This is a genomic window from Achromobacter sp. GbtcB20 (assembly GCF_019091095.1).
In the GTDB taxonomy this organism is placed as follows: domain Bacteria; phylum Pseudomonadota; class Gammaproteobacteria; order Burkholderiales; family Burkholderiaceae_B; genus Achromobacter; species Achromobacter mucicolens.
This window is the reverse complement of the sequence record NZ_JAGXJZ010000759.1, coordinates 1-247: the sequence shown is the minus strand read 5'-3', so window position 1 is coordinate 247 and position 247 is coordinate 1. Positions and strand designations below refer to the sequence as shown.

The window sequence follows — 247 nt, the reverse complement described above, 5'->3', positions numbered from 1 at the left end:
TGTCCGCCAAGGCCGGCGAGGGCACGCGCGCCCAGGTGACGCAGGCGCTGGCCGGCCCCGACACCGCGCGCAAGCCCGGCGGCGCCCTGGCCGACACCGACCTCGGCGAAGCGGTCAACGCCGCCATCACCCAGGCACTGGGCGGGAAGGACGGCATCGTCTGGCTGGTCACGAACAACCGCAACAGCCCGAACAACGACCAGGCCACGGCCCAGCGCAACCGCGAGTTCTACGATCTGATCCACCG

The 247-nt window shown here is 72.1% G+C and carries 1 pseudogene; it reads left to right on the top strand.

Annotated features, from left to right (window positions below):
• Positions 1 to 247, top strand: a pseudogene (locus KVT32_RS31005) (hypothetical protein); the annotation flags it as partial.